General features: G+C 40.9%; 25 protein-coding genes. 22 read left to right on the top strand and 3 right to left on the bottom strand.

The window, feature by feature from the left end:
• Positions 1–205: 205 nt before the first annotated feature.
• Positions 206–1009 carry a sporulation transcription factor Spo0A gene (gene spo0A, locus HU823_RS04370; RefSeq protein ID WP_144703396.1) on the top strand — a complete coding sequence of 268 codons (804 nt, stop codon included), beginning with the start codon at positions 206–208 and terminating at the stop codon, positions 1007–1009.
• Between the two features lie 43 nt (positions 1010–1052).
• Here the strand turns inward: spo0A and HU823_RS04365 are convergent, their stop codons facing one another.
• Positions 1053–1289: a DUF2627 domain-containing protein gene (locus tag HU823_RS04365; protein ID WP_144699175.1), complete on the bottom strand. Its 237-nt coding sequence runs from the start codon at positions 1287–1289 to the stop codon at positions 1053–1055.
• A gap of 145 nt (positions 1290–1434) precedes the next feature.
• Between HU823_RS04365 and HU823_RS04360 the strand changes: the two genes are divergently transcribed.
• From HU823_RS04360 to HU823_RS04320, 9 genes are all read left to right on the top strand, one after another.
• The gene (locus HU823_RS04360) at positions 1435–3492 is read left to right on the top strand and encodes a sigma 54-interacting transcriptional regulator (protein ID WP_370630024.1); all 2058 of its coding nucleotides are present in this window, start codon (positions 1435–1437) and stop codon (positions 3490–3492) included.
• A 131-nt stretch (positions 3493–3623) separates the two neighbouring features.
• Positions 3624–4529, top strand: a complete 906-nt coding sequence (yqiS, locus tag HU823_RS04355; RefSeq protein WP_197221262.1) for a phosphate butyryltransferase — start codon at positions 3624–3626, stop codon at positions 4527–4529.
• A gap of 19 nt (positions 4530–4548) precedes the next feature.
• Positions 4549–5649: a branched-chain amino acid dehydrogenase gene (gene bcd, locus HU823_RS04350; RefSeq protein WP_197221261.1), complete on the top strand. Its 1101-nt coding sequence runs from the start codon at positions 4549–4551 to the stop codon at positions 5647–5649.
• 27 nt (positions 5650–5676) lie between these two features.
• Positions 5677–6789: a butyrate kinase gene (gene buk, locus HU823_RS04345; protein WP_144699181.1), complete on the top strand. Its 1113-nt coding sequence runs from the start codon at positions 5677–5679 to the stop codon at positions 6787–6789.
• Between the two features lie 26 nt (positions 6790–6815).
• Positions 6816–8237: a dihydrolipoyl dehydrogenase gene (gene lpdA / locus HU823_RS04340; protein ID WP_066395989.1), complete on the top strand. Its 1422-nt coding sequence runs from the start codon at positions 6816–6818 to the stop codon at positions 8235–8237.
• 13 nt (positions 8238–8250) lie between these two features.
• The gene (locus HU823_RS04335) at positions 8251–9243 is read left to right on the top strand and encodes a thiamine pyrophosphate-dependent dehydrogenase E1 component subunit alpha (protein ID WP_066395980.1); all 993 of its coding nucleotides are present in this window, start codon (positions 8251–8253) and stop codon (positions 9241–9243) included.
• Between the two features lie 14 nt (positions 9244–9257).
• Complete coding sequence (locus HU823_RS04330; RefSeq protein WP_066395978.1) at positions 9258–10241, top strand: alpha-ketoacid dehydrogenase subunit beta; 984 nt, start codon at positions 9258–9260, stop codon at positions 10239–10241.
• A gap of 18 nt (positions 10242–10259) precedes the next feature.
• The gene (locus HU823_RS04325) at positions 10260–11597 is read left to right on the top strand and encodes a dihydrolipoamide acetyltransferase family protein (RefSeq protein WP_144699185.1); all 1338 of its coding nucleotides are present in this window, start codon (positions 10260–10262) and stop codon (positions 11595–11597) included.
• A gap of 165 nt (positions 11598–11762) precedes the next feature.
• Entirely contained in the window at positions 11763–12191 is a 429-nt protein-coding gene (locus HU823_RS04320) for a BrxA/BrxB family bacilliredoxin (RefSeq protein ID WP_144699187.1), read from the top strand.
• Between the two features lie 373 nt (positions 12192–12564).
• On the opposite strand, the gene HU823_RS04315 is transcribed toward HU823_RS04320, so the two are convergent.
• The gene (locus tag HU823_RS04315; protein WP_197221260.1) at positions 12565–12990 is read right to left on the bottom strand and encodes an NUDIX domain-containing protein; all 426 of its coding nucleotides are present in this window, start codon (positions 12988–12990) and stop codon (positions 12565–12567) included.
• A gap of 129 nt (positions 12991–13119) precedes the next feature.
• On the opposite strand from HU823_RS04315, the gene HU823_RS04310 reads away from it, so the two are divergent.
• From HU823_RS04310 to HU823_RS04290, 5 genes are all read left to right on the top strand, one after another.
• On the top strand, positions 13120–13905 hold the full coding sequence (locus tag HU823_RS04310; RefSeq protein ID WP_197221259.1) for a transporter substrate-binding domain-containing protein: 786 nt from the start codon (positions 13120–13122) through the stop codon (positions 13903–13905).
• Between the two features lie 18 nt (positions 13906–13923).
• Positions 13924–14583: an amino acid ABC transporter permease gene (locus tag HU823_RS04305; protein WP_191753884.1), complete on the top strand. Its 660-nt coding sequence runs from the start codon at positions 13924–13926 to the stop codon at positions 14581–14583.
• 13 nt (positions 14584–14596) lie between these two features.
• Entirely contained in the window at positions 14597–15289 is a 693-nt protein-coding gene (locus tag HU823_RS04300) for an amino acid ABC transporter ATP-binding protein (protein ID WP_231607304.1), read from the top strand.
• Positions 15290–15400: 111 nt separating this feature from the next.
• Positions 15401–16348 (top strand): aromatic acid exporter family protein, encoded by a 948-nt coding sequence (locus HU823_RS04295; protein ID WP_197221390.1) that lies wholly within the window; start codon positions 15401–15403, stop codon positions 16346–16348.
• 308 nt (positions 16349–16656) lie between these two features.
• Entirely contained in the window at positions 16657–17148 is a 492-nt protein-coding gene (locus tag HU823_RS04290) for a L,D-transpeptidase (RefSeq protein ID WP_144699195.1), read from the top strand.
• Positions 17149–17189: 41 nt separating this feature from the next.
• Here the strand turns inward: HU823_RS04290 and prli42 are convergent, their stop codons facing one another.
• Positions 17190–17282 (bottom strand): stressosome-associated protein Prli42, encoded by a 93-nt coding sequence (gene prli42, locus HU823_RS04285; protein ID WP_197130929.1) that lies wholly within the window; start codon positions 17280–17282, stop codon positions 17190–17192.
• A gap of 185 nt (positions 17283–17467) precedes the next feature.
• Between prli42 and HU823_RS04280 the strand changes: the two genes are divergently transcribed.
• The 7 genes from HU823_RS04280 (at position 17468) to HU823_RS04250 (ending at position 25327) form a co-directional block, all read left to right on the top strand.
• Positions 17468–19108 carry an acyl-CoA mutase large subunit family protein gene (locus HU823_RS04280; RefSeq protein WP_197221257.1) on the top strand — a complete coding sequence of 547 codons (1641 nt, stop codon included), beginning with the start codon at positions 17468–17470 and terminating at the stop codon, positions 19106–19108.
• Between the two features lie 23 nt (positions 19109–19131).
• Positions 19132–19983: a methylmalonyl-CoA epimerase gene (gene mce, locus HU823_RS04275; RefSeq protein ID WP_144699199.1), complete on the top strand. Its 852-nt coding sequence runs from the start codon at positions 19132–19134 to the stop codon at positions 19981–19983.
• Positions 19983–21530 carry an acyl-CoA carboxylase subunit beta gene (locus HU823_RS04270; protein ID WP_197221256.1) on the top strand — a complete coding sequence of 516 codons (1548 nt, stop codon included), beginning with the start codon at positions 19983–19985 and terminating at the stop codon, positions 21528–21530. Before mce ends, HU823_RS04270 begins: the two co-directional genes overlap by 1 nt.
• Before the next feature lie 19 nt (positions 21531–21549).
• Positions 21550–22680, top strand: a complete 1131-nt coding sequence (locus HU823_RS04265; protein ID WP_144699203.1) for a M20/M25/M40 family metallo-hydrolase — start codon at positions 21550–21552, stop codon at positions 22678–22680.
• A 195-nt stretch (positions 22681–22875) separates the two neighbouring features.
• Complete coding sequence (locus tag HU823_RS04260; RefSeq protein WP_186320483.1) at positions 22876–23373, top strand: MarR family transcriptional regulator; 498 nt, start codon at positions 22876–22878, stop codon at positions 23371–23373.
• Between the two features lie 101 nt (positions 23374–23474).
• Entirely contained in the window at positions 23475–24650 is a 1176-nt protein-coding gene (locus tag HU823_RS04255; protein ID WP_370630023.1) for a DNA polymerase IV, read from the top strand.
• A gap of 17 nt (positions 24651–24667) precedes the next feature.
• Positions 24668–25327, top strand: coding sequence for a phosphatase PAP2 family protein (locus tag HU823_RS04250; protein ID WP_197221255.1), 660 nt, complete (start codon positions 24668–24670; stop codon positions 25325–25327).
• The last annotated feature ends 19 nt before the right edge of the window (positions 25328–25346 follow it).

Here is a 25346-nt window from a genome sequence, read left to right as displayed (position 1 = left end):
GAGGGATATAAAGAAAATTCGACAAAAACACTTTTGAAAATATAATAACTGTCGAAATTCAAAGTAAATTGAAGAAAACAGCTCTATCTGCTACAAAAACAAAATAATTTTAAAAAATTTAAAACAAAATAAAGGGATTTAAGATTTATTGTTGAAATCTTACATTGGGAAAAACAAGAAATTGTTGGATGGGGAGGAAATAATGGTGCAAAAAATTAAAGTTTGTCTAGCTGATGATAACCGTGAACTGATTAGTCTTTTGAGGGAGTATCTTTCAAGTCAAGATGATATGGAGGTAATTGGGGTAGCTTACAACGGTCAAGAATGTTTGTCCGTTTTAGAGAATAAAGATCCTGATGTTTTAGTTCTTGATATTATCATGCCTCATTTAGATGGGTTAGCGGTGCTGGAGAAAATCAGATCTAGCGATGATCTGCCTCAGCCGAATGTTATCATGTTAACGGCGTTTGGTCAGGAAGATGTAACGAAAAAAGCCGTAGACCTAGGTGCATCATACTTTATCTTAAAGCCATTCGATATGGACAATCTTGCGAGTCAGATCCGTCAGATCTGCGGAGCAGAAAAATCAACTGTTCAGCGTGCGTCCGGAAGTAATCGAAATAATTTCCAATCTACAATGAACAATAAACCACGCAATCTGGATGCGAGTATCACAAGTATCATTCATGAGATTGGCGTTCCTGCTCATATTAAAGGATATATGTACTTAAGAGAAGCGATCTCTATGGTATACAATGATATTGAACTATTAGGATCGATCACAAAGGTTCTTTATCCAGATATCGCAAAAAAATTCAATACAACATCAAGCCGTGTTGAACGTGCTATACGCCATGCGATCGAAGTAGCATGGAGCCGTGGAAACATCGACAGCATCTCATCCTTATTCGGCTATACAGTATCCATGTCAAAAGCAAAGCCTACAAATTCTGAGTTCATCGCGATGGTCGCGGATAAGCTTCGAATCGAACATAAGGTCATGGCATAATTACTTACTTAAAAAATAACCATCCCTCAAGTACGAGGGATGGTTATTTTTTTCTGTATTTTAACTGGACTTTATTTCTTTTGCGGTCTCTGTAAAAGATGAATCCGCCTACAAAAGCTAAGCCTGCTAAGAAGCTTAGCAACCCAGCAATAAATTGTAGCCATAAGAACGGAAACGGAAACTGCAAAACACCAAACAAAGTGTCTCTCATCCATTTAATGCCCATCACGGCCATGATTCCAGGAATTAATACAATCACCAAAGCTGCATATCTGCTCATGAAGAATTTCACTCCTCTACTCGTCTTATTGTACATAAAGTTAAAATTATTGTCGATGCAAAATAAGTTTGCAAACCCTTTCATAGTGAGCTATGATGAGTATGTGAAAAATATTGCATGTTATAATAAAAAGGTGGGCTAATTGTTGCAAAGGATCGTATTGTTGGCAACGCAAGAAGAAATTGAATTGGTTCAAAAGATCAATCAATCCAAACTTTTTGAACTTGCAGCTATCTTTCAAGAACCTCTTCAATCGCTGCCGGCCAAATTTAATAACACTCCAGTTTTTACATATTCATCGGCACCAGATGAGGTAATAGATGTAATCGTTTATTCAGATTCACTTAAAGAAACGGCAGACCTGCTAAACGAAACCAAATATCCAATGGCGGGAAGATTGACTACAACTCAGTTTCAATTTTTGTTAACCATATCTGACGAAACGAAAAATAAAAAAGACATCAGCCATCTTCAACAACTCAAAACAATTTTAGATAATACACATGATGGCATGATTGTGATCGATCAAGATCTAACGATCACCATATTTAACAAGAGTGCTGAGAAGATGACAGGATTATCGAAAGAGGAAGTTGTAGGTAAATCCATTCTAGAAGTCATGCCTAATAGTCAGCTTCCAAGAGTTATGGACTCAGGCATAGAAGAAGTTAATCAAGAACAAATTTTAGCGAATGGCACCAAAATCTATACAACAAGGACACCGATCTTAAATCATGAAGGTCGAAAGCTTGGCGCTTTTGCTGTTTTTAAAGATATTACAGAAATCGTGGATCTGGCAGAAGAAGTAACGAATTTAAAAAGCATCCAAACGATGTTAAGATCGATCATCCAATCTTCTGAGGAAGCTATATCTGTAGTTGATGAAGAAGGAAAAGGGATCATGATCAATCCTGCTTATACGAGGCTAACAGGATACACAGCCGAGCAAGTGATTGGAAAACCGGCAACAACCGATATATCTGAAGGTGAAAGTATACACATGCAGGTTCTAAAAACAAGAAAACCTGTGAGAGGTGCCCGATTACGAGTTGGGCCAAACCGGAAAGATGTGATTGTTAATGTTGCGCCTGTTATCGTGGATGGTCTATTAAAAGGCAGTGTAGGTGTCATTCACGATGTATCTGAAATAAAAGGGCTTACTGAAGAACTCAACCGTGCAAGACAGATCATTCGGACACTTGAAGCTAAATATTCGTTTGAAGATATAATTGGTTCGTCAGAAGAGATGAGTTTTGCGATCGATCAAGCAAAGCTAGCTGCTTCTACTCCTGCAACCGTTCTCCTTCGTGGTGAATCTGGAACGGGAAAAGAACTTTTTGCTCATGCGATACATAATGCGAGTAGCAGAAAGTTTAATAAATTTATACGCGTCAACTGTGCTGCTTTGTCTGAATCGTTATTAGAGAGTGAACTGTTTGGCTATGAAGAAGGAGCTTTTTCTGGTGCTTTAAGAGGTGGGAAAAGAGGGCTGTTTGAAGAGTCCAACGGCGGAAGCATCTTTTTAGATGAGGTGGGAGAGTTGTCTCAGAACACACAAGCTAAACTTTTGCGTGTTCTTCAAGAGAATGAAATCAGACGAGTTGGTGGGACGAAAGCCATTCCGATCAACGTCCGTGTGATCGCCGCAACCAATGTTAACCTTGAAAAAATGATCGCAGATGGTACGTTCAGACAGGATTTGTACTATAGACTCAACAGGATGCCGATCTATATTCCGGCATTAAGAGCAAGAAACAATGATATTTTGCTCTTAGCATATCACCTCCTGCAGAAGCTAAATCAAGACTATGGAAGAAACATTGATTATATCAGCAAGGATGCAGAGGACTTTTTACTAGCGTATCATTGGCCGGGAAATGTTAGAGAACTTGAAAACGTATTAGGCAGAGCGATCATCCACATGAGTCATACTGATTCACAGATCAATCGAAGTCATATATCGCTGTTATCTTTAGAACCATCGAAGAATAAGGATGTTCATCTGAAAGATATCTCCGATACGGCTGTTAATGAAAAGAGCTTAGCTGAACAAATGGATGCGGTTGAAAAACGTATTTTAACAGAAGCTATAGAGAGGTTTCGTGGCAATAAAACGAAAACAGCTAAATCACTAGGTATTTCACTTCGGAATTTTTATTATAAATTAGAAAAATATGATCTTGACGAAAAACTGCGCAAATAATTTCATGCAAAATATTGCAAGTTATCTGCAAGGTATTGCATATTCATATTAGGATATCGACTTTTATAACACTTTTAATTGTTGGCATGAAAATTGCATTGTTAATAAAGCGGTTAACAAGGGGGGATAGCATGCGTTTACAAAACTTGGTGAGCCAAGCCAAAAATCAACAAGAGAAACCAGTCATCGCAGTGGCAGAAGCTGGTGATCAGGAGGTTTTGGAAAGCATACTGAAATCGTACAAAGAGGGGCTCGCCCACTTTATTCTGTTTGGAGACGGTAACAAAATTTCTGACTGGTTAGAAAGAAACGCAGATGTTTCGTTAGATGGGATTAAAGTTGTTCCGACCGATACAGCTTCGGCTGCATTAAAGGCAGTAAGAGCTGTTCATGATGGAGACGCTGATATTTTAATGAAAGGGCTCATCTCAACGTCTGCTCTTTTAAAAGCAGTTTTAAATAAAGAATTTGGTCTCCGTACAGGCAAAGTGCTATCACATGTTGCTGCATTCGAAGTAGAAGGATTTGAAAAATTAATCTTTGTTACGGATGCTGCCATGAACATAGAGCCTGATCTTAATCAAAAAGTTCAGATTCTGCAAAATGCTATCGATTTTGCGGTTAGAACGGGTGTTGAAGTTCCGAAAGCAGCTGTGCTTGCTGCCGTAGAGAATGTCAATCCCGCTATGCAAGCAACATTGGATGCAGCGAGTCTGATGGTTATGAACCTTAGGAATCAAATTCAAGGTGGTATTGTAGAAGGTCCTTTGGCCTTAGATAATGCCATATCAAAGGAAGCTGCAGCTCACAAAGGAATCACAGGAAGTGTTGCAGGGAATGCTGACATCCTTCTTGTTCCAAATATTGAAACAGGAAATGTATTGTATAAATCACTGATCTACTTTGCTCGAGCAAAAGTTGGAGCAGTAATATGCGGAGCTAAAGCGCCAATCGTTCTAACATCCAGAGCGGATTCAGCAGAAAGTAAATATTATTCTATCGCTTTAGCGGTAAATTCAGTCATCACTGATAATTAAAACTTAGGAGGAAAACACAATGGAAATTTTTAAATATATGGAAACTTATGATTATGAGCAAATGGTGATCTGCCAAGATAAACAATCTGGTCTAAAAGCAATTATCTGTATTCATGATACGACATTGGGTCCTGCACTTGGCGGAACAAGAATGTGGACGTATGAAACAGAAGATGCAGCGATTGAAGATGCACTCAGACTTGCTAAAGGCATGACTTATAAGAACGCAGCTGCGGGATTAAATCTTGGTGGCGGTAAAACAGTAATTATCGGTGATCCAAAGAAAGACAAGAACGAAGAAATGTTCCGTGCGTTCGGTCGTTATATTCAAGGACTTAACGGTCGTTATATTACAGCAGAAGATGTGGGTACAACGGTTGAAGACATGGATCTTATCTACCAAGAAACACAGTTCGTTACGGGTGTATCACCTGCTTTCGGTTCAAGTGGTAATCCATCTCCAGTAACGGCTTACGGTGTATACCGTGGTATGAAAGCAGCAGCGATGGAAGCGTTTGGTACAGATTCTCTAGAAGGAAAAGTGATTGCTGTTCAAGGTGTTGGACATGTTGCTTATACACTATGTAAGCACCTACACGAAGAACGCGCATCATTGATTGTTACAGATATTAATAAAGAAGCTGTACAACGTGCGGTTAGAGATTTCGGAGCAAAAGCTGTTGAGATCGATGAGATCTACAGCGTAGATTGTGATATCTTTGCGCCATGTGCACTAGGAGCTATTATTAACGATGATACTATTCCACAGATCAAAGCTAAAGTTATTGCAGGTGCTGCTAACAACCAACTGAAAGAAACACGTCACGGTGATGCGATTCATGAGATGGGAATCGTTTATGCACCAGACTATGTAATCAACGCTGGTGGAGTTATCAATGTTGCTGATGAGCTTAACGGCTACAACCGTGATCGTGCTATGAAAAAAGTAGAAACAATCTATGACAACATCGCGAGTGTTATCGAAATCTCAAAACGTGATAACATCCCGACTTACTTAGCAGCAGATCGCCTTGCAGAAGAGCGTATCGAACGCATGAGAATGTCTAGAAGTCAGTTCCTATTAAACGAAAGACATATCTTGTCTAACCGATCTCGTTAAGAGTTCGTATCAATGGAGGTTTGAAACGTGCATCAAAAAGAATTTCGCATACTAGTGATCAATCCGGGGTCAACCTCTACTAAGATTGGAATTTTCGATAACGAACGGCCAGTATTTGAAAAAACGATCCGTCATGATACAGAAACCATCCATTCGTTTGATTCTGTTATTGATCAGTATACTTTTAGAAAAGAAACGATCTTAGAAGCTTTAGACTACGAAGGCATCAATATTTCAAAATTAAGTTGTGTGGTCGGCCGTGGCGGTTTGTTAAGACCGATCGAAGGCGGTACGTACAGCGTTAATGAACCGATGCTCAAGGATCTGAAAAATGGTTACGCTGGTGAACATGCTTCGAATTTAGGTGGAATCCTCGCATTCGAAATAGCAGAAGGTCTGAATATCCCATCTTTTATCGTAGATCCAGTTGTCGTCGATGAGATGGATGAGATCGCAAGAATTTCGGGTGTTCCCGAAATGGAAAGAAAGAGTATTTTTCACGCGCTTAATCAAAAAGCTGTTGCTCGACGCGTAGCGAAACAGTTGAATAAATCATACGAAGCTCTACGGCTTATTGTCGTTCACATGGGCGGGGGGATCACGGTAGGTGTCCATAAGGACGGAAGAGTGATCGATGTAAACAACGGACTGCATGGAGAGGGACCTTTCTCTCCTGAACGTGCAGGCACTGTTCCGATAGGTGATTTGGTCTCACTCTGCTTCTCTGGTGAGTTTTATGCAGAAGAAGTGATGAAGAAGCTCGTTGGCCAAGGTGGTCTTGTGGCTTACCTGGGAACAAACGATGCAAGAACCGTTGAAGAAAGAATCGAGAACGGTGACAAAAAAGCTGAGCTTATCTATGACGCGATGGCTTATCAAGTCGCAAAAGAGATCGGATCAGCAAGTACCGTTCTCTATGGACAAGTTGATGCGATCATCCTTACAGGTGGTCTCGCTTTCGGAAAAGAATTTGTTAAGAAGATAACTGACCGAGTTGAATGGATTTCTGATTGTATCATTCAGCCGGGTGAGAATGAGCTTCAAGCGTTAGCAGAAGGTGGCCTTCGAGTACTAAGAGAAGAAGAAACAGCAAAAGTTTATCCGGGTGGAAAAACAGTTGCTAGAGTGTCACTGGATTAACTAACAGCAAAAGGAGATATGAGCTTATGTCAAAAGACTTTGATTTGGTCATATTGGGCGGAGGGACTGGCGGCTATGTAGCTGCCATCCGAGCTGCTCAATTAGGAAAAACCGTTGCAGTAGTTGAAAAAGGAAAGCTTGGAGGTACTTGCTTACATAGAGGGTGTATCCCGAGTAAAGCGTTATTAAGAAGTGCTGAAGTATACAAAACAGCTAAAAAAGCTGCAGACTTTGGTGTTGAGATCGAAGGGCTTGGCTTAAACTTTTCCAAGATGCAAGAACGAAAGCAATCCATTGTAAATCAACTGCATATGGGTGTACAAAGTTTGATGAAAAAAGGAAAGATTGAAGTCTATGAAGGAATCGGACGTATCCTTGGACCATCCATCTTTTCACCGATGCCTGGCACGATTTCAGTTGAGTTTAATGATGGCACAGAAAATGAGATTTTAATCCCGCAAAACGTAATTATTGCAACAGGATCTAGACCACGTTCGTTACCAGGGTTAGAGATCGACGGAAACCTCGTAATGTCTAGTGATGAAGCGTTAGAGATGGAGTCTTTACCAGCATCAATCATCATCGTCGGTGGTGGGGTAATCGGGATTGAATGGGCGTCTATGCTCAATGATCTCGGTGTGGAAGTAACCGTACTTGAATATGCTGACAGAATTGTACCAACAGAAGACGAAGAGATTTCGAAAGAAGCGGCGCGTGTTCTTAAGAAAAAAGGGATCAAACTCGTAACGAGTGCGAAAGTCCTTCCAGATACGTTAGAAAAAGGCGAAGGGGTAATGATTTCGGCTGAACATAAAGGCGAGACAAAACAATTTAGTGCCGAGAAGATGCTCGTTTCTGTTGGACGTATGGCGAACACAGAAGGAATCGGTTTAGAGAACACCATCATAAAAGTTGAAAACGGATACATTCAGACGAATGAATACTTCCAAACCGCAGAAAGCCACATCTATGCGATCGGAGATGTAATCGGAGGACTTCAGCTGGCGCATGTAGCATCTCATGAGGGAATCACAGCAGTAGAACACCTTTCTAACCTGAAACCTGAACCGATCAACTACGATAATATCTCGAAATGTATCTATTCAAGTCCAGAGATGGCAAGTGTAGGTCTTACCGAGAAACAAGCTAAAGACCAAGGTTTTAACGTTAAAGTTGGCAAGTTTCCTTTTAAAGCGATTGGAAAAGCTCTTGTTTATGGTGAAAGTGACGGGTTTGTAAAGATCGTTGCAAATAAAGACACTGATGATCTTTTAGGTGTTCATATGATCGGACCTCACGTAACGGATATGATCTCTGAAGCTGGTTTAGCGAAAGTTTTAGACGCAACACCGTGGGAGATGGCACATACTATCCATCCACATCCATCTCTATCAGAAGTATTTGGTGAAGCAGCATTAGCTGTTGAAGGAAAAGCGATCCATTTCTAAGGAGGTAAAACAAATGGCAGAATTACGTCATGAACAATTAGGTTTAACGAATGAAGATGTCATCCATATGTATAGAACGATGTTATTAGCAAGAAAAATTGACGAGCGTATGTGGCTGTTGAACCGCGCTGGTAAGATTCCTTTCGTTATTTCTTGTCAAGGTCAAGAAGCAGCCCAAGTTGGTGCAGCGATGGCGCTAGATAACGAGAAAGATTTTGTGTTGCCGTACTACCGCGACATGGGTGTTGTTTTGCAGTTTGGTATGACAGCGAAAGACCTGATGCTTTCTGGCTTTGCAAAAGCAGAAGACCCTAACAGCGGCGGCCGCCAGATGCCAGGACATTTTGGTTCTAAAAAGCTTCGCATCGTAACAGGTTCTTCACCGGTTACAACACAAGTTCCTCATGCTGTAGGAATAGCGCTTGGCGGGAGAATGGAAGGAAAAGACCTTGTAACGTTCACGACATTTGGTGAAGGATCATCAAACCAAGGAGATTTCCATGAGGGAGCAAACTTTGCTTCTGTTCATAAACTTCCTGTTATCTTTATGTGTGAGAACAATAAATACGCAATCTCGGTTCCAATCTCAAAACAGCTAGCTTGTGTGAACGTTTCTGACCGTGCGATCGGTTATGGTATGCCAGGAGTAACGGTGGATGGAAATGACCCACTAGCTGTTTATGAAGCTGTAAAAGAAGCTGCTGATCGCGGTAGACGCGGTGAAGGTCCAACTTTAGTTGAAACAGTTGCTTATCGTTTAACGCCTCACTCATCCGATGATGATGATCGTGCGTACCGAACTCGTGAAGAGGTTGAAGAAGCAAAAGCAAAAGATCCGATTCATACGTTTGCTGCTTACTTAAAAGAAAATAATATCTTAACAGAAGAATTAGAAAAACAGATCACAGACGAAATTCAAAAAGAAGTGGATGAAGCTACAGAATATGCAGAGAACGCAAAATATGCTGATCCTGAAAGCGCACTTCTTCATGTTTACGCAGAGTAAAGGGGGAAAACGAGATGCCGGTAATTTCATATATTGATGCTGTAACACAAGCGATTCGCGAAGAGATGCAACGCGATAAGCGAGTATTTGTAGTAGGTGAAGATGTAGGTGTACGCGGAGGAGTTTTCCGTGCAACGACTGGGTTAATTGAAGAGTTTGGTGAAGAGAGAGTGATCGATGCACCCCTCGCGGAATCTGCTATTGCAGGTGTAGGTATCGGTGCGGCGATGTATGGAATGCGCCCGATCGCAGAGATGCAGTTCGCTGACTTTATCATGCCTGCCGTTAACCAGATCGTTTCTGAAGCGGCTAAGATTCGCTATCGTTCGAACAATGATTGGACTTGCCCGATTACGATCCGTGCTCCTTATGGTGGCGGTGTCCATGGTGCGCTTTATCACTCTCAATCTGTTGAGGCGCTATTCGCTAACGTACCAGGCTTAAAGATTGTAATGCCTTCTACACCTTATGATGTAAAAGGTCTTTTGAAATCTGCTATCCGTGACGAAGATCCTGTTCTTTTCTTTGAACATAAACGTGCTTACCGACTGATTAAAGGTGAAGTACCGAGCGAAGAATATACATTGCCGATCGGAAAAGCGGACGTGAAGCGTGAAGGTGAAGATATTACCGTTATTACATACGGACTTTGTGTACACTTTGCTCTTCAAGCTGCTGAAAAGCTTGAAAAAGACGGAATTTCAGCTCATATTCTTGATCTTCGTACCGTGTATCCGCTGGATAAGGAAGCGATCATCGAAGCGGCTTCAAAAACAGGTAAAGTACTTCTTGTAACAGAAGACAACAAAGAAGGAAGCATCATGAGCGAAGTTTCTGCGATCATTGCTGAAAATTGTTTGTTCGAACTTGATGCACCTGTCCAACGTCTAGCTGGTCCAGATGTGCCTGCAATGCCTTATGCACCAACGATGGAAAAGCACTTTATGGTGAATCCTGACAAAGTAGAAAAAGCCATGAGAGATCTTGCGGCATTTTAACAATAGGAGGGGACTTTAATGGCTACAGAGAAAATTACAATGCCCCAATTAGGGGAAAGTGTAACAGAAGGAACGATCAGTAAATGGCTCGTTCAGCCAGGGGATACGGTAAAAAAATATGATCCATTGGCTGAAGTGATGACAGATAAAGTAAACGCAGAAGTTCCATCATCTTTTTCTGGAACGATAAAAGAACTCGTTGCAGGTGAAGGAGATACTCTTTCTGTAGGCGAACTGATCTGCTACATCGAAACAGAAGGAGAAGGTGGGGGAAGTATACCTGCATCCTCATCTTCAACAGAAAAGCCAGCTGAGACAGTTTCAACACCTACCGAATCTACGAGGGAAACTGCAGCTAAGCCTGCTGCAAACGTTGATCGAGCTGCGAGAGGGCGTTTTTCACCTGCAGTAGTGAGAATGGCATCTGAGCATGGTATTGATCTAGACCAAGTAGAGGGATCAGGACAAAGCGGAAGAATCACTCGTAAAGACCTTCAAAAGATCATTGACTCTGGCCAAATTCCTACAAAAGGTAACAAGCCAGCGACAGAAGAGGTTTCTTCTGCAGCACCTGTTTCTTCTAGTTCTCAAGAAACGGCTCAACCACAACAATCAGCACCAGCATTAAAGCCGGTTGCGATTGACACTATGCCTGGGGATATTGAAATTCCGGTATCGGGTATTCGTAAGGCGATCGCTCAAAACATGGTCCGCTCAAAGCACGAAGCGCCTCATGCGTGGACAATGGTAGAAGTGGATGTAACGAACTTAGTAGAATATCGTAATTCTGTAAAAGGTGATTTTAAAACAAAAGAAGGATACAACCTTACGTTCTTGCCTTTCTTTATCAAGGCTGTTGTAGAATCACTAAAAGAATTCCCGCAGATCAACTCCATGTGGGCAGGAGATAAGATCATTCAGAAAAAGGACATCAACATTTCGATCGCTGTTGCAACAGATGATGCACTGTATGTTCCAGTCATTAAACACGCGGACGAAAAGTCAATCAAAGGAATCGCACGCGATGTGAAGGAACTAGCAGATAAAGTAAGAACAAATAAATTAGCTGGTGATGACATGAAAGGCGGTACATTTACTGTAAATAATACTGGTTCTTTCGGATCTGTGATGTCTACGCCGATCATCAACTATCCGCAAGCGGCTATCCTTTCTGTAGAATCGATCGTTAAGCGTCCGGTTGTCATGAACAATGGTATGATCGCTGTTCGAGATATGGTTAACCTTTGTCTTTCTCTAGATCATCGTGTTCTTGATGGCCTTGTATGCGGACGCTTCTTAGCTTCTGTAAAAGCACGTTTAGAGAGCATGACAAAAGAAAATACATCAATTTATTAAAAAATGTGTTTTTCAGGTTTATGAGGTTTTTATTGCGGGTAGAGATAACTATCAACACCTCCAAACCCCATAACCCCCTAAGAAAAATGCCGTATATGTTACGGCATTTTTCTTTTTTATATCGCGATAATTGAGTACAATAAGAAAGAAAGGAGCTGAATACGAATGAACTTTCAATTTAATCTTTTTAATGATGTAGTAGAAACGGCTCGTAAAGAAATGGTAGAGGCTGGCTATACGCAGCTATTCAAACCAGAAGATGTTGAAGAAGCTTTCAAAAAAGAAGGTACAACACTTGTTATGATTAATTCCGTTTGTGGCTGTGCAGGAGGAATCGCACGCCCTTCGGCTTCATATTCGGTAAAACAAGACGTTCGCCCGGACCATCTTGTTACGGTATTTGCCGGACAAGATAAAGAAGCAACAGAAACAGCACGTTCTTATTTTACAGGCTATCCACCGTCATCCCCATCATTTGCTCTATTAAAAGATGGAGAGATTCAAATGATGGTCGAACGTCATGAGATCGAAGGCCACGAACCGATGGAAGTTGTGAACAAGTTAAGAAGTGCATTTGAAACGTATTGTAAGTAAGGATTTAAGTGTGTATGAATGAGAGAAGCTGGCTCGAAATTGAGCCAGCTTTTTTTATTGTTCATTAAATGAAAGTGAACATGAATTTATGAGCGATTCTAGGGATTTATGAGCGATTCTAGGGATTTATGAGCGATTCTAGGGATTTATGAGCGATTCTAGGGATTTGTGAGCGATTCTAGGGATTTGTGAGCGATTCTAGGGATTTGTGAGCGATTCTAAGGATTTGTGAGCGATTCTAGGGATTTATGAGCGATTTTAGGGATTTGTGAGCGATTCTAAGGATTTGTGAGCGATTCCAGAGATTTATAATCGATTCCAAGAATTTATGATTGATCACTGAACTATTGTTCTCAGACCCACAAGAACTCTCTTAATCCAACCCCAGCTCCTTTTTCACAGCCCAAAAATGAGACGAATGAAATAGTAGCTTCTCAGCTTGATCAACTTTCATCCATACTAACTCATGATCCTGATCTAACGGCTCATTTGCATACTCCCCAAATGAACCTGTATAAAAATACCCATCATTTATTAAATACTCGCCTTGTCTCGTTTGAAAATATTGCTTAGCATGTCCCACAAAATGCGCCATCTTGAAAGTAAAGCCTGTTTCCTCGATACATTCTCTTTTCAAACAGACTTCATGATCCTCTCCAGTTTCTATACCGCCACCCGGTAAGAATCCTTTGCCGTTCTGAACCATGACGGCTATATTTTTATTTTCATCCAAGACTATGGCATACACTGCTTCTCGTTTCAGATAGATAACATCTTCCATCACTTCACCAAATTGCATTTAATCAACCATCTTAATAAAATGCATATAAATACATTCAGAATTATTAAAATACTTAATTTTGCATATTTATGTGTTAATATTCATTTTAACGAATAAATATAAGATTTTTTTACAGGGGGAACAACAATGAAACGAAATCTTTTTAGCATTTATTTTATCATAGTACTCGCGCTGTTGGCGGGATGCGGAGCGGTAGAAGAAAAAAGTTCTACAAATACTGGGAGTAATTCATCCGAGAAGACGATAGTGATGGCAACTTCAGCTGATTATCCTCCATACGAATACGTGGAAACAGCAAAAGGCGGAGAAATCGTAGGCTTTGACATTGATGTAGCAAATCATATCGCTAAAAAACTAGGATACAAGGTTGAAATAAAGGACATGGACTTTAACGGATTGATTCCTGCATTAGACAGCGGCAAAGCTGACTTTGTAATCGCTGGTATGACACCGAATGAAGAACGGAAAAAGACAGTAGATTTTTCAGATGAATATTATGCAGCTCAACAATTAATCGTTACAAAGGATAAAGCGATTAAAAGTGTAGAAGATCTTGAAGGCAAAACAATTGGCGTTCAATTGGCTTCCATTCAAGAAAAAGAAGCAGACAAATTATTAAAGGATCATAAATTTGAGGTTGTTCAGCGTAACAAAGTAACAGAATTGGTTCAAGAGATGAAATCAAACCGAGTAGATGCGGCAATTATTGAAGATGCAGTTGCTTACGAATTTTTAAAGAAAAATAAAGACCTTTCCTCGTTTGCCTTGCCAAACACAGACGCTGCAGGGTCGGCTATCGCTTTTCCTAAGGATAGCGAGCTAACAAAAGCGTTTAACGCAGAACTTAAGAAGATGAAAGAAGACGGTACATTGGACGAGCTTGTTGAAAAGTGGTTCGGTGTTAAAAAATAGAGAAAGAGAGTGGTAGGCATGAACTTGGATTTTGCCCAGCTCGTGCCTTCTATTCCGTATATCTTATACGGAATATGGGTTACGTTGCAGTTCGTGGCGGTATCTTTAGTACTAGGATTTATATGGGGAACCGTACTTTCCCTATTTAAGATAGGTAAGATCAAAATACTAAGATGGTTTGCAGATGCATATACTTCGGTCTTTAGAGGAACGCCTCTAATTCTTCAGATGCTGTTGATCTATTATGCTGTACCTCAGCTAACAGGAGTCGATATTGGCGCATTCTCAGCAGGGGTTCTAACATTTGCTCTTAACTCGGCAGCGTATATATCAGAAATCATTCGTGCGGGTATTAATGCAGTCGACAAAGGACAGAAAGAAGCTGCTATGGCTTTAGGGGTTCCATACCGCACGATGATGTTGAAGATTATTCTGCCACAAGCCTTTAAGAATATTTTACCGGCATTAATGAACGAATTTATTACACTAACAAAAGAATCAGCGATCGTCTCTGTTATCGGAGCGCTTGATATTATGAGGCGAGCTCAAATCGTTGGGGCGAGTAACTATCGCTTTTTTGAACCTCTATTATTAGCGGGACTTGTTTATTATCTACTTGTTATGATGTTGACGTTGGCTGGACGAGTTATGGAGAGGAGGCTTGCTAAGAGTGATTGATGTTCAAGGTTTGATGAAAAGATTCGGTAATAATGAAGTGCTAAAAGGAATATCAACTTCAATCAAAAAAGGAGAAGTTATTGCTGTGATCGGGCCTTCAGGATCAGGTAAGTCTACGTTTCTCCGTTGTTTAAATCTGTTAGAAACTCACGATGAAGGTTCGATTTTGGTAGAAGGTAAGGATATTAACGAGATGGAACTTCATCTTCGTAAAAAGATAGGAATGGTGTTTCAGCATTTCAACCTATTTCCTCATCTTACTGTTTTAGAGAATGTTACATTCGCGCCGCAGCAAGTATTAAAGATCTCGAAAAGTGAAGCTGAGAAGGAAGCTTTAGATCTCCTAAAAACCGTTGGGTTGAGTGATAAAGCGAACAGCTATCCTTCTAACCTTTCAGGTGGTCAGAAGCAGCGTGTGGCTATAGCGAGAGCACTTGCAATGAAACCTGAAGTTATGCTTTTTGATGAACCAACTTCTGCTCTAGATCCTGAGATGGTGAAAGAGGTGCTGCAAGTGATGAAGAACCTCGTCAAGCTTGGAATGACGATGATTATCGTGACACATGAGATGGGCTTTGCAAAAGAAGTTGCTGATCGTGTTCTTTTTATGGATGATGGAAAATTAGTCGAAGATCAAGAACCTGCTATTTTCTTTGAAAACCCGAAAACAGATCGAGCTAAAGCTTTCTTAGAAAAAGTGCTATAATGCTTAAAAAAGGACTTCTTAGCTGAAGTCCTTTTTCGTTTCTAATTATCCTTGAATTATGGAATAATGGTACAAGGTGCAGAACGAGATCGGAAAGAAGGCATGCATTTGATGAAATTTACAATTGGCTATCGAACATTAAAGACTGCAATCGGAGCAGGCCTTGCTATCGCTTTAGCAGAGTGGCTAGGGTTAGATTTTTATACGTCAGCTGGAATACTAACTATTCTCTGTATAAAGATAACGAAAAAGAAGTCGATCATCTCTTCATGGGAAAGATTTGCAGCTTGTATTCTTGGAATAGGATTTGCGAGTGCGATCTTCTCGCTGGTCGGCTATCATCCTTATGCGCTAACCATACTTTTGATTCTGTTCATCCCAACGCTCGTATCCCTAAACCTGAAGGAAGGGATCATCACATCGTCAGTCATTATCCTTCATCTATATACCCTTCAGAAGGTTACATGGGAAATCGTGCTTAATGAATTTAGCATTATCGTAATCGGTATAGGGATGGGATTAATCATGAATCTCTACATGCCTTCGGTTGAAAAAATACTGTTAAACATGCAAAGGGAACTCGAAAAAAGATACAAAGTGATCTTTCATGAATTTCATCTGTATTTAGCTCATGATAAACACGAATGGGACGGAAAAGAGATTACAGAATGCGCAGATCTTATCTCAAACGCAAAAAGCATTGCCTTTCGAGACATAGAAAATCATTTTCTTCGATACGAAAACCAGTATTATCACTATTTTAAAATGAGGGAAAAACAGTTTGAGATCATTCAACGAATGCTTCCTATCATTTCTTCCATCGATAAGACATATGTACAGTGTGAAAAACTAGGCAGTTTCTTTGAACGCCTAAGCGCTGCAGTTCACCCAGGAAATACAGCCGTTTTGTTCTTAGATGATCTGGAAAACATGAGACAAGAATTTCGAGAGATGCATCTGCCAAAAGACAGAGACGAATTCGAAACACGCTCAAAGCTTTACCAATTACTCCAAGACATCGAGGATTACTTGATCATCAAAAGTAAATTTAAGAAGTAAACGAAAAGTTTTTGATTGTATTTTTCATTCCTGTTTCACTTTCAACATAGACATTGTCATCTTTTTTTACTTCTCTTCATTGAAAAGTCGTTCGAAGTGTAAGGCGCGAGACTCCTGGGGGATCAGCGGGACAGGTGAGACACCTAAGGGCGCATAGCGCCGAGGTGGCTCACCGCACGCCCCCCGGAAAGCGAGCACTTGAAACGGAGATCGGCTACCCTCATCTGGCTCTAAGAAAAACTAAAAAAGCAACTCATGACTTCCCCTGCATTTACAAATACTAAGAAAAAAATGACAGGGTGATGAAAATGGTAAAACTCAAGTTAGCTTTTATCTTGTTATTTTCACCAATATGGCCGATCGGAGACGCACATGCCTTAGGAGACCCTTATCTAATCATTAACAAAACATCCAACAGACTTGCATACGTTGAAGATGGGACCATTAAAGAAATCTACAAAGTAGCAACAGGAAAGTCGAAAGAACTAACACCAGAAGGCGAATTTACCATAACGGTAAAAGCTGTAGATCCTTATTATCGAAAAAAGGATATACCAGGTGGAGATAAAACGAACCCTCTCGGCACACGCTGGATCGGTTTTGACGCAAACGGTACAGACGGTCGCACTTTCGGAATACATGGAAATAATAATCCATCAGCCATCGGAAGATATGTCACAGCTGGCTGCATCCGGATGTATGAAAAAGATGTTCAGAAGCTTTACAGCAAACTAAAGATAGGTACTAAGATAAAAGTTGTCCACTCCCAAAAAAGCTTTGATGACATCATAAAACAGTAACGTAAAACCCCCAGTCCTTCGAGGACTGGGGGTTAACTATTTTATAAGAAAAAAGCGACTCCTGTTAAAAGACTGCTTAGAACAAGACAGATAATCATAACGTACACAATCGTTTTTATTAGTTTTTGATTCAAAGCCATAACCCTCCTATAAACATTTCCAACTTAATTGTACCGTGTTTGGAAAGCAGAAACAAGAAATCCTAAAAGACCAAATTGCAAATTTAGTCGAAAATTTGCGCTTTCAAGCAGGAAAAAGCGCTTACAAAACGAAAGATGTTATGTTGAGACTATTTTCTTTGTTAAACAGGAGGCTTCTAATGGATAAACAACAGCGTATAAAAGAATGGCAAGAAAAGACCGCACGATCAATGAATAGATTTCCAGAACGAAAAGAGAGGTTTCATACTTCATCAGATATAGAGATAGATAGGCTGTATGGTACGGAAGATGAGCATTATCCGATGGAATCCCTCGGGCTTCCAGGAGAGTATCCATACACACGTGGATCTCAATCTACGATGTATCGTGCAAGATTCTGGACGATGAGACAATACGCAGGTTTTGGTTCTGCTGAAGAAACGAATAAACGTTTTCGCTATTTACTTGATCAAGGGCAGACCGGACTTTCTGTAGCATTCGACCTTCCTACACAGATCGGGTATGATTCAGATCACTCGATGTCACGCGGTGAAGTAGGAAAAGTAGGAGTAGCGATTGATTCAATCGAAGACATGGAAGCTCTTTTAAAAGACATTCCGCTTGATAAGGTAAGTACTTCGATGACGATCAACGCACCTGCTTCTGTTTTGCTCGCTATGTATATCGCTGTTGCTGAGAAGCAGGGAGTGGCTCCTGAAAAACTTTCAGGAACAATACAGAATGATATTTTAAAAGAATACATCGCACGGGGTACATATATTTTTCCGCCAAAGCCTTCTATGCGATTGATCACAGATATCTTCGGCTATTGTCAGGAATTTGTGCCAAAGTGGAATACCATCAGCATCTCTGGCTATCACATCCGAGAAGCTGGGGCAAATGCTGCACAAGAACTTGCTTTTACAATCGCAAATGGACTTGCCTATGTGGATGCTGCCATAGAAGCTGGATTACATATCGATGACTTTGCCCCACGTTTAGCCTTTTTCTTTAATGCTCATAATCAATTCTTTGAAGAAGTTGCGAAGTTCAGAGCGGCTCGTAGAATGTGGGCAAAACTTATGAAAGAACATTATGGAGCTAAGAATCCAAAGTCGTGGCAGCTTCGTTTTCATACGCAAACAGGAGGCTCGACCCTCACTGCGCAGCAGCCAGATAACAATATCGTACGTGTTACAACTCAAGCACTGTCAGCCGTCCTAGGTGGAACGCAGAGTCTTCATACGAACTCAAGAGATGAAGCACTTGCTCTTCCTACAGAAGATTCGGCTCGAATCGCTCTTCGTACTCAGCAGATCTTAGCTCATGAAACAGGTGTAGCTGATACTGTTGATCCACTTGCGGGTTCTTATTACGTAGAACATTTAACAGATGAGCTAGAACGAAGAGCAAACGAATACATTGAGAAGATCAATCAGATGGGTGGAGCGGTTGCGGCCGTCGAACAGGGATACATGCAGCGTGAGATTCACCATACGTCCTATGAAACACAGAAAAAGATCGAGAGTGGCCAAGAGATCATCGTAGGGATGAACAAATTTAGTATTGAAAATGAAGCTCAGCCCGAATTATTAAGAGTCGATCCAACTTTAGGAGAGAAACAGAAAGAAAAACTGCAGGCACTGAAAGTAAAGAGAGATCAAAACCGAGTGAGCGCTCAGTTGGAATCGTTACGTAATGCTGCTAAAGGTGATGATAACTTAATGCCAATCATCGTTGAATGTGTGAAATCATATTGTACGATCGGAGAAATATGCGGTGTGCTTCGTGAAGAATTTGGAGAGTATACAGGGGTCTAAAAATAGAGAGGAGTGGAGAAACGATGAAGAAAACAATTCGTGTTTTAATTGCTAAACCAGGACTCGACGGTCATGACCGAGGAGCTCTTGTTGTTTCTCAAGCGTTAAGAGATTATGGAATGGAAGTCATTTATACAGGATTAAGACAAACACCAGAACAAATTGCAGCAGCTGCTGTTCAAGAGGACGTAGATGCGATCGGTTTATCTTGTCTGTCAGGCGCGCACAACGAACTTTTTCCAGAAGTGATGAGACTTCTTCATGAAAAAGGAGCAGACGATATTATCGTTGTCGGTGGTGGGGTAATTCCATGGGAGGACATTCCCTTCTTAGAGTCCAAAGGGATACAAAAAGTATTCACACCAGGAACCCCGACGATTGAAACAGCTAAATTTATCGAACAAGCCGTATATAAGCGTGATGGGATTACAGAAGTAGTGTTTTCAGGAGTGGCGCCAGAAAGAATCGATCATATTGGAATCGCTGTAAAATCTTTAGATGAAGCGCTCCCGTTCTACGTGAATGTTCTGGGGTTAACACTTGAAGCGATCGAGGAAGTTCCTTCACAAAAAGTAAAAGTGGCATTCATAAAAATCGGTGAGACGAGGCTAGAACTGCTTGAAGCCCTAACTTCAGAAAGTCCTGTCGCACAGTTTATTGAAAAGCGCGGTCAAGGCGTCCATCACGTTGCTCTTGGTGTTACAAACATTCAAGATCGCATAGACGAGATGAAAGCAAACGGCATCAAGATGATCCATGATGCTGCTGTTCCTGGTGCAGGCGGTGCATCAGTTGCTTTCATGCACCCTTCTTCCACACACAAGGTATTGTTTGAGCTTTGTGAGAAGACGAAAAGTAAGGAGGAAGCAAAATAATGGACATCTATGACAAAATTAATGAACTTTATGAAAAGAAAACAGAAATTGAATTAGGCGGCGGTGATGACCGCATCGATAAGCAGCATGAACGCGGAAAGTTAACGGCGCGAGAACGTATCGATCTTCTACTTGATGAAGGTACGTTTGTTGAACTCAATCCTTTCATGGAACATCGTTCTCACGACTTTGGCCTTTCTGGGATGAAAGCGCCAGGTGAAGGAGTAGTGACCGGCTACGGAAAGATTCACGGCCGTCCCATTTATTTGTTTGCCCAAGATTTCACAGTATTTGGCGGAGCACTTGGAGAGATGCACGCGAAAAAAATCGCTGCAGTGATGGACCTTGCGGCTAAGAACGGAACTCCTTTTATCGGGTTGAACGATTCAGGAGGGGCTCGTATACAAGAAGGTGTCATGTCACTTGATGGCTATGGGCACATCTTTTATCGAAACAGCATCTATTCTGGTGTGATTCCTCAGATCTCCGTCATCATGGGACCTTGTGCAGGGGGAGCGGTGTATTCTCCTGCGATCACAGATTTTGTGTTCATGGTGGAAAAAACAAGTCAGATGTTTATCACAGGACCAAAAGTAATCGAAACGGTGACAGGGGAAAAGATTTCTTCTGAAGATCTAGGCGGAGCTGAAGTTCATGGCTCTAAGAGCGGTAACGCACATTTTACTGCACCATCTGAAGCAGAAGTGTTAGAAGATGTTCGACGTTTAATCTCTTACCTTCCGCAGAATAATAAAGAAAGAACACCTGTCTTACCTTGGGGAGATGAAGAAGATGATCGCCCTGAACTGACAGAGATCATTCCATTTGATTCAACTAGGCCTTATGATGTAAGAACGGTTATCCAAGAAGTGGTGGATAAGGACTCATTCATGGAAGTGCATGCTCAATTTGCAAGAAATATAGTTGTAGGTTTTGCAAGGATAAAGGGTGAAGTGATAGGATTAGTATGTAATCAGCCAAAAGTCATGGCTGGAGGACTAGACATTGATTCTTCAGATAAAGCATCGCGTTTTATCCGTTTATGTGACTCTTTCAACATTCCGATCATCACGTTTGAAGATGTAACAGGATTCTTTCCAGGAGTCAAACAAGAACATGGTGGCATTATCCGTCATGGAGCAAAGATTCTTTATGCATACTCAGAAGCTACGGTTCCAAAGATAACGATTATCCTGCGAAAAGCATATGGCGGTGCATACGTAGCTTTAAATAGTAAATCTATCGGAGCTGATCTAGTATTCGCATGGCCGAATGCAGAGATCGCTGTTATGGGACCACAGGGAGCTGCAAATATCATCTTTGCCAAAGAGATCGAACGAAGCGAAGATCCTGAAGCGACGAGAGCCGCAAAGATTGAAGAGTATCGTACCAAGTTTGCTAACCCGTATATCGCTGCTGCAAACGGAATGGTAGATGATGTGATCGATCCGAGAGACACAAGAATTAAGTGTATTCAGGCGCTTGACATGCTGCGCAACAAGAGTGAAGACAGACCTTACAAAAAGCATGGCAACATACCACTATAAGAAGCGAGGGAATACATAAATGGTAAATGCAGACCGTTTGTTAAACGAATTTTTAGAGCTTGTTCAAATTGACTCTGAGACTAGACATGAGAAAGAGATCTCAATCGTTCTTAAAAAGAAGTTTGAAGAACTTGGTGTTGAAGTTTATGAGGATGATGCTGAATCCACGACAGAGCACGCAGCAGGAAATTTAATCTGTACCTTAAAGGGAAATAAAGAAGGCGTGGACACGATCTATTTCACTTCTCATATGGATACAGTTACTCCTGGTAACGGGATCAAACCTTCTATAAAAGATGGCTATGTAGTAACAGATGGTACTACGATTCTTGGAGCGGATGATAAAGCAGGTCTTGCTGCGATGTTTGAAGCGATTAAAGTCTTAAAAGAAAAAAACATCTCTCACGGTGATATTCAATTTATCATTACAGTAGGAGAAGAATCTGGATTAGTGGGCGCAAAGGCAATGGATGCGTCAAAAATCACAGCTAAATATGGTTTTGCCTTAGACAGTGATGGCCCTGTTGGGGATATTATCGTTGCTGCTCCTACCCAGGCGAAAGTCCGAGCAAAAATCTATGGGAAATCTGCACATGCCGGTGTCGCTCCAGAAAAAGGAGTTTCAGCTATCACGATCGCAGCTAAAGCGATTGCTCGCATGCCGCTTGGCAGAATTGACGAAGAAACTACAGCTAACATCGGTCATTTCCACGGTGGAGGTACAGGAGAGCAAACAAATATCGTTTGTGACACTGTTTTTGTTCTAGCTGAGGCACGTTCATTGATCAACGAGAAAATGGAAGTTCAAACAGCGAAAATGAAAGAAGCTTACGAATCAGCTGCTGCAGAATTAGGCGGGCGTGCAGAAGTTGAGATTGAAGTGATGTACCCTGGATTCAAGTTTGGTGAAGGCGATCATGTTGTAGAAGTTGCCAAAAAAGCAGCTGAGAAGATCGGACGCCCTCACAGACTTCTTCATAGTGGTGGTGGAAGTGATGCGAACATTATCGCAGGTCACGGTATTCCAACTGTAAATCTAGCTGTAGGTTATGAAGAGATTCACACAACGAATGAAAGAATGCCGATCGAGGAATTGACGAAGACTGCAGAAATGGTACTTGCGGTCATCGGAATAACAGCAGGCGAATAAGAAAAATGACGAAACTTGGCGGATTTCCGCCAAGTTTTTATTGTTTAATAGGCCTTGTTGCCTGTTTTTGTTGCTCTATAAAACAAATTGTCGCAAAAAGTTGACAGTCACTTTATGATTTATGTAAGATATTTTTATCATGTAAATGAAAATATTGGTAATTTAAAAGAATCTTATTTCGGGGGAGGAAATGGGATGAGTCAACTATCTGACATGCATATGATGGTAAATTATATGCGTGGCGTGTATAAAGTTTTAGAAGAAGATTGGCAGAAAGCTGCGAAAGCCATTGGGTTAACACAGGCAGAGCAGCATATTCTATGGATCGTTTCACTAGAAGAAGACATTACGATCTCTAAGATCGCTTATTACGGATTGTGGGATGTATCAACAGTTATGCAAGTGATCAAACGACTAAAAGATAAAGGCTATGTGAGATTAGAGAAAAAGAACGATGACCGCCGAATTTCTTATGTTTATTTAACAGAAGAAGGATTGGTAAAACACAAGGAGTCTACGAGCTTCAATTGCCAAATCTATGGCTTTCTTCAAAAATGGATGGAAGATGAAAGTAAAAAGGACTTCTATCGAGATCTTGTTCAATTACATAAAGATTTAAACAAGCATTTTCATGGTGAAGAATTTGTTGAATGGGTAGAAGATACTGGAAAGCGGCTTCACAAGACAAGGTAGATACCTTGTCTTTTTCTTTTGCAGAGGCAGTCTTTCCTTTTGTTTTTAAACGCTGTTCTAACATATACTAATAGATAAGTTTTGATAAAGGGAGTGTTCATGTGTATCAGTCTCCTGGGTCTAAAAGAAGAATCATATTTCATGTGGACATGAACAGCTTCTATGCATCAGTTGAGATGGCTGAAAACCCTGATCTTCGAGGAAAGCCAGTTGCGGTAGCCGGAAATGTAGAAGAGCGAAAAGGAATCATCGTGACGTGCAGTTATGAAGCGAGGGAAAAAGGCGTAAGAACAACGATGCCGCTTTGGCAAGCTAGAAAACTCTGTCCGAATCTAGTTGTTGTTCCTCCAGACTTTGAAACATACAAAATGTATTCATCACGCATGTTTCAGCTTCTGCAGGAATATACAGAAAAGGTAGAGCCTGTTTCCATCGATGAAGGCTACATGGATGTGACAGACTGTAAAGAACCACTCGATTTGGCAAAGGAAATTCAATCCAGATTGTTGAATGAGCTGAACTTGCCATCATCTATCGGAATTGGTCCGAATAAATTTTTAGCAAAAACAGCTTCAGATATGAAGAAACCGCTCGGAATCACAGTTCTTAGAAAAAGAGATCTCAGAGAAAAGCTTTGGCCGCTGAAAGTTGGGGAGATGCACGGAATCGGTAAGAAAACAGAAGAAAAGTTAAACAAGTATGGCATTATGACAATAAAGGATCTGGCAGATGGCGTAGATTATGAATTAAAACATCGTTTTGGCATCAATGGTATAAAGATGAAAGAAAGAGCAAACGGCATCGATACGCGTCCAGTCGATCCAAGTGCGGCAAGTGAATATCGGTCGATCGGCAGTTCTACGACATTAAGTGAAGATCTTGTCTCTGTTATGGAATCAGAAGCTGTTTTTAAAAAGCTCGCAGAAAAAGTATCGTCTCGGCTTAAAACAAAAGGATATGTAGCACTAACCCTTGCGATCACCATTCGCTACAGCGATCGGAAAACAATTACGAGAAGCAAGATGCTCGCGAACGGAACACAGCATTCAATAGATATCCAAAAATCAGCGGTCGAGCTCTTTCGCAGACATTGGAATCAGGAACCTGTTCGTTTATTGGGCATAACTGCTACAGAAGTAGTGGAGAAAGAACAAGCGACTTATCAGCTGGATCTATTCTCTGTCGAAAAGAATGAAAAAGATGCTCTGCTTCACGATGTATTGTCATCGATCGAGAGAAAGCATGGAGAAGGCATCATAAAAAAGGGAAAAAAGTAACAGGAGCTGATCGTACCATGATCTTTAAGAACAGCGTGATTAGAACAGTGGTGTTAACTGCTCTTTGCCTTGGGCTTTTTATTCTGTTTGCTTCTATCTACGAACAATCAAGAATAGAAGTTCTTGATGTGTGGGCGATGAAAAATGTGTATGTTATCCATCAGCCTGCTTTAAACGAAAGCTTTACATTCCTGACAAACATCGCTTCTAGACCCTATCAATATGCGATTTTTATCTTCTTTGCTGTAATCTGGCTAATCGGTGAAAGAAAGTGGATAGAACCGTTCGTGTTAGGCGTTTGTCTCATCGGAATCCGCTTTGAGAATCATTGGTTCAAAGAATGGTTTGAGAGGGACAGACCAATGTACGATCGAGTTATTGAGATCACGGGTTATAGCTTTCCTAGCGGGCATGCAATGATCTCCATCGCTTTTTTTGGTCTGCTTTCTTATCTTCTCGTACAAAACTATTCGTTTTTGTACAGATATCGTAAGTTCATATATGGCGTTACGGTTCTTTTTATTGGATCAGTCGGCTTTAGCAGAGTGTATTTAGGTGTTCATTATCCTACAGATGTTCTAGGCGGTTTCGCGGCTGGAGGAACCTGGCTCTTAATCTGCGTTTTACTGTATCAGGGGCTGAACTACTTTTTCAAGAGGAATGTGTCATATAAATAAGAAAAGCTGACTCTTTAAA

This window comes from Fictibacillus sp. 18YEL24, assembly GCF_015903855.1.
GTDB classification, from domain to species: Bacteria; Bacillota; Bacilli; order Bacillales; family Fictibacillaceae; genus Fictibacillus; species Fictibacillus phosphorivorans_C.
This window is presented reverse-complemented; position numbering and strand designations above follow the sequence as displayed.

Excerpts from the sequence above, each read along its gene's own strand:
- HU823_RS04330 (WP_066395978.1), top strand. The coding sequence starts at position 9,258 with ATGCCGGTAATTTCATATATTGATGCTGTAACACAAGCGATTCGCGAA.
- HU823_RS04305 (WP_191753884.1), top strand. The coding sequence starts at position 13,924 with ATGAACTTGGATTTTGCCCAGCTCGTGCCTTCTATTCCGTATATCTTA.
- lpdA (WP_066395989.1), top strand. The coding sequence starts at position 6,816 with ATGTCAAAAGACTTTGATTTGGTCATATTGGGCGGAGGGACTGGCGGC.
- HU823_RS04325 (WP_144699185.1), top strand. The coding sequence starts at position 10,260 with ATGGCTACAGAGAAAATTACAATGCCCCAATTAGGGGAAAGTGTAACA.
- HU823_RS04260 (WP_186320483.1), top strand. The coding sequence starts at position 22,876 with ATGAGTCAACTATCTGACATGCATATGATGGTAAATTATATGCGTGGC.
- HU823_RS04300 (WP_231607304.1), top strand. The coding sequence starts at position 14,597 with ATGAAAAGATTCGGTAATAATGAAGTGCTAAAAGGAATATCAACTTCA.
- HU823_RS04310 (WP_197221259.1), top strand. The coding sequence starts at position 13,120 with ATGAAACGAAATCTTTTTAGCATTTATTTTATCATAGTACTCGCGCTG.
- HU823_RS04315 (WP_197221260.1), bottom strand. The coding sequence starts at position 12,990 with ATGCAATTTGGTGAAGTGATGGAAGATGTTATCTATCTGAAACGAGAA.
- HU823_RS04280 (WP_197221257.1), top strand. The coding sequence starts at position 17,468 with ATGGATAAACAACAGCGTATAAAAGAATGGCAAGAAAAGACCGCACGA.
- HU823_RS04270 (WP_197221256.1), top strand. The coding sequence starts at position 19,983 with ATGGACATCTATGACAAAATTAATGAACTTTATGAAAAGAAAACAGAA.
- HU823_RS04295 (WP_197221390.1), top strand. The coding sequence starts at position 15,401 with ATGAAATTTACAATTGGCTATCGAACATTAAAGACTGCAATCGGAGCA.
- HU823_RS04265 (WP_144699203.1), top strand. The coding sequence starts at position 21,550 with ATGGTAAATGCAGACCGTTTGTTAAACGAATTTTTAGAGCTTGTTCAA.
- HU823_RS04320 (WP_144699187.1), top strand. The coding sequence starts at position 11,763 with ATGAACTTTCAATTTAATCTTTTTAATGATGTAGTAGAAACGGCTCGT.
- HU823_RS04250 (WP_197221255.1), top strand. The coding sequence starts at position 24,668 with ATGATCTTTAAGAACAGCGTGATTAGAACAGTGGTGTTAACTGCTCTT.
- HU823_RS04290 (WP_144699195.1), top strand. The coding sequence starts at position 16,657 with ATGGTAAAACTCAAGTTAGCTTTTATCTTGTTATTTTCACCAATATGG.
- yqiS (WP_197221262.1), top strand. The coding sequence starts at position 3,624 with ATGCGTTTACAAAACTTGGTGAGCCAAGCCAAAAATCAACAAGAGAAA.
- bcd (WP_197221261.1), top strand. The coding sequence starts at position 4,549 with ATGGAAATTTTTAAATATATGGAAACTTATGATTATGAGCAAATGGTG.
- HU823_RS04335 (WP_066395980.1), top strand. The coding sequence starts at position 8,251 with ATGGCAGAATTACGTCATGAACAATTAGGTTTAACGAATGAAGATGTC.
- HU823_RS04365 (WP_144699175.1), bottom strand. The coding sequence starts at position 1,289 with ATGAGCAGATATGCAGCTTTGGTGATTGTATTAATTCCTGGAATCATG.
- mce (WP_144699199.1), top strand. The coding sequence starts at position 19,132 with ATGAAGAAAACAATTCGTGTTTTAATTGCTAAACCAGGACTCGACGGT.